Annotated in this window: 1 protein-coding gene and 1 pseudogene; one reads left to right on the forward strand and one right to left on the reverse strand. The window is 47.8% G+C overall.

Annotated elements, in window-relative coordinates:
- Positions 1-120 precede the first annotated feature (120 nt).
- Positions 121-5,571 carry a DUF1566 domain-containing protein gene (locus tag AB1611_14535; protein ID MEW6380808.1) on the forward strand — a complete coding sequence of 1,817 codons (5,451 nt, stop codon included), beginning with the start codon at positions 121-123 and terminating at the stop codon, positions 5,569-5,571.
- A 264-nt stretch (positions 5,572-5,835) separates the two neighbouring features.
- Here AB1611_14535 and AB1611_14540 read toward each other — a convergent pair.
- Positions 5,836-6,060: pseudogene (locus AB1611_14540) on the reverse strand (transposase).
- Positions 6,061-6,364: the final 304 nt, after the last annotated feature.

Here is a 6,364-nt window from a genome sequence, read left to right on the forward strand (position 1 = left end):
CCTGATACTGTCTGGTATGTGGGCTTTGGCTATGGGGGGATATCGTACGGCAACAGGGGGGCAAGCCAAGACAGCAAATACTATGTGCGGGCCGTGCGTGGCAGCTCCGCAGATGAGACAGTGATAGATGAGACAGTGATAGTAGAGAAGAGAAAAAATTATATCTATGCCAACGGCTCCTACAAAGCTAACGACGACGGCACGGTGAGTGATGAGACAAGCGGCCTTATGTGGCAGCAAGAGACAGCAGGGCCGATGAGCTGGGAGGAGGCGCTGCGCTACTGTGAGGGACTCACCCTTGGGGGGTATAGCGACTGGCGGCTGCCGAATATCAATGAGCTGCAATTTCTGGTGGACTACAGCCGCTACAATCCAGCCATAAACCCTGAGCTATTCCCCACAACTCAAGCCTCTGGCTACTGGTCATCAACGGTGAATCACTGCTCGCCTGATAATGCCTGGTATGTGGGCTTTGACTATGGGTGGATATCGTACGGCAGCAGGGGGGCAGGCAAATACAATGTGCGGGCCGTGCGGAGCGGTAGGTTATTGGGTGATTTGGTTATTTGCACGCCGGAGAAGTTAACCTTGACTTACGGCAATGGGGCCTTCAACAGCGACGATGCGACCAGGTATGAGATGATTGGCGACAGGGCAGTAGCCTCGGCCAGACCACTGGGGGCTAAATTGTGCCTTAAGGTGGATTGGCTGGAAGATAAGGGCAAGGTAAAATTTACCGATAATTGCGGCAATACGCTTGAGATTTCGCCTGATAGAATCACTTCAGATGACCGAGCCTGGGTCAAGGTGCGGGATGTGGCTGAACATTTTGGCTGGCGGGTGGATTGGAATGTGCAGAATCGGATTGTGACGGTCTCTCCACTAAAACTAACCAGCCCAAGTAACAATGCCACCTTTACCGTGGGCGATATAGTAAAGCTGTCTGCTACTGCCCCAGGAGTGGCCACAGCCAAGTTCTGGGTGAGTAACATCTCTACTGGGTGGTCAGATAATCCTGGCGGAGAGCTGCATGGAAGTTATAATTATTCAGTTAATTGGTCAACAATCGGATTGGATAGCGGCTGGTATTTGATAAGGGGGATAGGGTATGACAGCAGTCAGCAGGAAGTAGCACGGGATGAAGCTTATGTCAGGCTAATACCAGGCAGATTACCAAGTCCCAAAATTAACCAGCCTGCAAAGGATGTAACCCTGCCCCTTGGTGACATTACTGTCCAATGGAATTCTGTACCAGGCGCTGTAAAGTATTGGTTTAACATCCGAGATATTAACAGGAATAAGGTGCCGGAATGGTTTCATGATAATGAATTAAGTAAGGATAAAACCAGCTATAAAATATCAGCAGAAAACCTATCCAAGGATTATGAGGTTGATAAGAAAACAGAGCGCAGATACAGAGTGGCGGTAGCTGCGGTTCCTCAAGGTGCGCTTGCTTTATCGGACGCCTTGTGGTCAGAGGTGGAATTTACGGTTAAGTTTCCACCTGGATCTCTGGCAAAAGTAGAAATAACCGAGCCTAAAGAAAGCGGTAAAACCTACAACTTAAGGGATATGATAATAAGATGGAAGGAGGTGGCAGGAGCAAGCCAATATGCAGTGGCCATGTGGGAGTGGGAGCCGCCGATATTAGTCAGAAAGAAACAAAGGAGCAAAGCTCTATTGTCATCCAGCTGCGATGTCAAGGAGAAAATCTCATCATGGATTAACGAGTTAAATGGGCATCCTCCAAAGCTACTGAAGACAGACATAGATAAGGATAAGACTACCTATACTATACCGATGACCAAGCTTGCCGAGGGCCATCAGTATATGTTTGGGGTTTGGGCGGTGAATGCAGAAGATTGTCTTGTGGGGCCACCAGGAGGGGTTGACTTCAAAATAGCATCATCTACAATTTTAATAAAAATTGACACGAAACCACCTTCTGCGTATCCAGAAGATTCTTGGTATTTAGGAGATTGTCATGTACATACAAATTACAAGGGGAAGGATAATCCTATTAATGAGGATAAAAATAAAGGGGTAATTGATCATGTAACAGTAACATTGGCTGATCGTATAAGCCAAGCACAATCTATCGGCTTAAATTTCTTAATAACTACTGATCATAGAAGTATGTTTGACCACAATAATGACGACAACTACTACGCTGGCATACGTTGGCAAGACTACGCATCTGCTTGTAATAAGTCAAATTTTCTTGTCATTCCAGGAGTGGAATTTTCTATAAGAAACCCCAAGGGAGGTGGGGATATTAGTCATTGTCTTGCTTATGGATTGGCAGCGGATAAAGATTTATTTAGCGAGTGGTGGAGGTTGAAGGATAGGAAGGAGGCATATACGCATCAGGAGATTATCAATAAAATAAATGAGCATAACCCTGAAAAGTCGTTTGCTGTGATTGCTCACCCCTACCAAAATCCAAGTTGGAATAATTGGAATTGTGAGAATTTTAATGGAATACAACTACTAAATAATGAAAAAATGGCTGACCCTAATACTATTAGGATTAGGAAGTGGTTTGACCTCTTGAGAGACAGATTCGTTTCTACAGTGAGGGGAGGAGAAGGATTCGTTGTAGGTATTGGTGGTACAGATAGTCATTATGAGTATAATGATAACAAGGGATTTACCTGGGTATATACAAGTGATTTTAGTAGAGATGGCATATTGAAAGCAATCCGAGCTGGTCGTGTAAGCGTTTCGGGGAGGAAAGAAAATTTTGGGGCTTTTTCAATTAATTCCCGACCTCAAGGAGACGTTGTTAAGGTATCATCAAATGACACCCTTAACTGGAAATGGAAAGTCAAAGGGGATTGGAAAGATGTTACAATATATGATTATGATAGAACGACGTTTGGGTATTTTGAGAGGGTAGAGCGACCAGAAAAGTACGAGCATCCTTTTACAACTTCGGCTCCCCAAAAAGATACCTTCTATGTGGTAAGGTTTAGATATACGGATGGCAGTGATGTATGGACTAATCCCATTTTTGTGGATGTTGAATCAAAATCATCATCACCACCTATACTCGTACGCGCCAGAACCGATTCTCTACCTGTTAGTTTACCTATAGAACTTAGTCTTGCTGATGCCCTTCTCACTGCTAATGGCTCAGGAGGCGCAGCTGTGCAAGGTATGACTATATCTTCTTTTGATTGTCCTGCTGAATCTCTACCGCCATCAGGTTATATTAGTGATATCTATTACTTCAATGCTGACGATACTGACAATATTTCGATTTCTAACATTAGATTGACTATCACTTACAATGATTCTGATCTTTATGTAAATCCGAGCCGCTTAACCATTTATCAATATGATCCTATGGCTAAGAATTGGGTAGAATTGCCGTCAACTATTGATACTACCTTACATACTGTAACTGCCAACCCTTATTCTCTAGGTATATTTGTCTTAAGTGCTTATGATGAGGAAGATTTTGTAGCTCCTGACATTGCTTTTGAAATACCCACTGATGGAGTGATACTATGTGAGCCAACCACAGTCAAAGTTAGGGCAAGCGATTACAATGGGGTAATTAAGGTAAGATTTTATATTGATGGAGTATGGTTTGAAATTGACAACTTCAGAGAAGACGGCTGGTCAACAACCTTTGACCCGCATCTCATCACCGCCGGAACGCACACCTTAACTGCCGAAGCCTTTGATGCCGCTGGCAACTCAAGTCAGGCCGAAATCACTATTTCCATCCCCGAATCTGTGGCAGCCATGTCGCCGGTAGTTTCCATCACTTCACCGGCGAACAATGCTGGAGTCTCTGGGCAAATAGCCCTTACCGGAACGGTTACTGCGGCCTCAATGCCTGAGATCGTTGCCGTGGTGGATGAGACGCCTATCGGCTGGGCCGAGATTGACGATCAGGGCAGATGGACCATTGAGCTGGATACGACCATGCTAGACAATGGCCAGCATACCATTTCGATCCTGGCCACAGACTCGATGGGTGCCCAGGGCACGGCCAGCCTGACTATTACTATTGCAAACCAGTACCACACTTACTACCAGGACGCCGACGGCGACGGTTATGGCGATCCTAATCGGTCAATCACTGCTCTTGCCGCACCAGCGGGCTATGTGGATAAAGGGGGCGATTGCCAAGACAGTGATGCCAATATCAATCCTGCTGCTTCTGAAGTCTGCGATAACAAGGACAATGACTGTGACGGGCTGGTGGATGAGAACCTGGCCAAACCCTGCTCTACAGGCTGTGGCAGCGGCACCGAAACCTGCCAGGCTGGCCGCTGGGTTGGCTGCACTGCGCCTCAGCCTCGGCCTGAAACTTGCGACGGCAAGGACAATGACTGCGACGGGCTGGTGGATGAGGGTTTGGCCCGCACCTACTACCTCGATGCTGACGGTGACTGGTATGGGGATGCTTCCGAGAGCTTGCAGGCCTGCTCTCCGCCTTCTGGGTATGTGGAGGATGGCACTGATTGCGATGACCAGAATGGGGCTGTTCATGAAAACTGCGGATCGTCACAGCCACCTGAATCTCAGGCAGCCTGCCAGGAGGATAATTCAGGCGCGCTGGATGTGGTTGGAGCCAAGGGGAAGCCAGGGGATGAGGTTGAGATTGCCGTCAGAATCCAGGGGGCGCCTTGGGATGTCTACTCCTTTGGATTTGAGCTGACCTACGATCCTGAGATTTTGGAATACCGGGAGGAAGATTATAAGTTAGGGGAGTTAGCCGCTTCCTTGCCTCTTTTTGGAGTAAGGGAGATCAGCTCTGGCAAGATAAAAGTAGCGGGTATTGATCCTAGTGGTGGCAGTATAACCGAGGGTGCAAGCGGCACAGTGGTTGTGCTCAAATTCGAGGTCAGGAGCGGGATTCAGGGAGGAGAATGCTATCCCCTGGGGCTGGAGGCGCTCGATGGTGATATCACAGAATTTTCGGCCACTGGCGGCTGCCTGTGTGTTGAATGCCAGGAGCAGACTTCAGGCGTGCTGGATGTGGTCGGCACCACAGGCTCACCAGGTGATGAGGTTGAGATTCCAATCAGAATCCAGGGAGCACCAGATGCGGTTTCTTCCTTTGGATTTGAGTTTACTTATAAGCCCAATGTCCTGGAATACTCAGGTTATGAGAAGGGGGATTTGCCCGCCTCTTTCCCCATATTTGAGGTGATAGAGCTTGGCTCTGGCAGATTAAAAATAGGCGGGCTTGATCCCTACAGCGGGATAAGCGAGGGTGCAAGCGGCACAGTGGCAGTGTTAAAATTCAAGGTCAAAGAGGAGGGCAGTGCTGGCCATGAGGGTGAATGCTATCCCTTGAGGATAGAAAAGCCGGAAGATACTATCAGCCAGTTTGCCATCAGCGGTGGCTGCTTCTGCATCGAAACCTGCACTGGAGACCTTACCGGAGATGGAATCGTTACTCCATCTGATGCTCTGATTGTCTTCAGATGCTACCTGGGTATAACCCCATGCCCTGAGTGTGCTGATGTTGATAAGAGCGGGCATGTTAGCCCGGCTGATGCTCTTTGCCTGTTCCGCAAATACCTTGGGATGGTATCTTGCCTGGATTAAGGAATTGAGGTGGGGCGAAAGAGCCCATATGCATCAAGCTAAGCGGTCTTGTTGCGCCCTCTCCCCTTTGGGGTTCAGGGTATGAGGAGCATTCGCTCCCTTATAGTGTAACAACAGGAGGCTGCCTCTGATAAATTACGCCCCTCTCCCCAAAGGGTTCAGGGGCGGACACTTTTGAATTTGGGGAAGCGGACTTTGGAATGCGGGCGGCAGCCGCAGAGTTATAGTGGCAGCCGCAGTTATGTGGAAGCGGCTTCCAGCCGCGCCTCTTTGGCCTCTCACTTCAGTAGTTTTGACTGATTGACTATCGATGACACCAGCACTGGGCTGGACATTTCGTCCCGATTGTTTTCTCACTTCTTGCCGAAGAGCAGTATGAAGTTTCTCCAGTGTTCCATCTTGTCGCCGGATACGGAAATAATGGTACACTGTCTGCCAAGGAGGAAAGTCATGTGGCAATAAACGCCAGCCACAACCACTGCCAAGGAGGCGCGCTTTCAATTTCTACTGCTCCCGGATCAACTGGAGCAGTTCGTCGGCGGACATTTTGCCGGTCATATCGCTGCCATCCAGGAGGTTGGAAGCCAGGTCCCGTTTTTCTTCGAAGAAACGGTCGTTGCAGAACGCTCATTAATCTTGTTTGAATCAGTCGTTAATTTTACTCTTGACAGCAATTCAGAGTGAGGAAAAATAGGGGTAAAAACATAGCAATATTGAGGAGATAGAAAAACATTCTCAAGAAATTTTTCGGATTATTTTGCTTTGATTGAAGGGATTTTTGTGATAAATCAGG

The organism is bacterium (genome assembly GCA_040755755.1).
GTDB lineage: Bacteria > SZUA-182 > SZUA-182 > DTGQ01 > DTGQ01 > DTGQ01.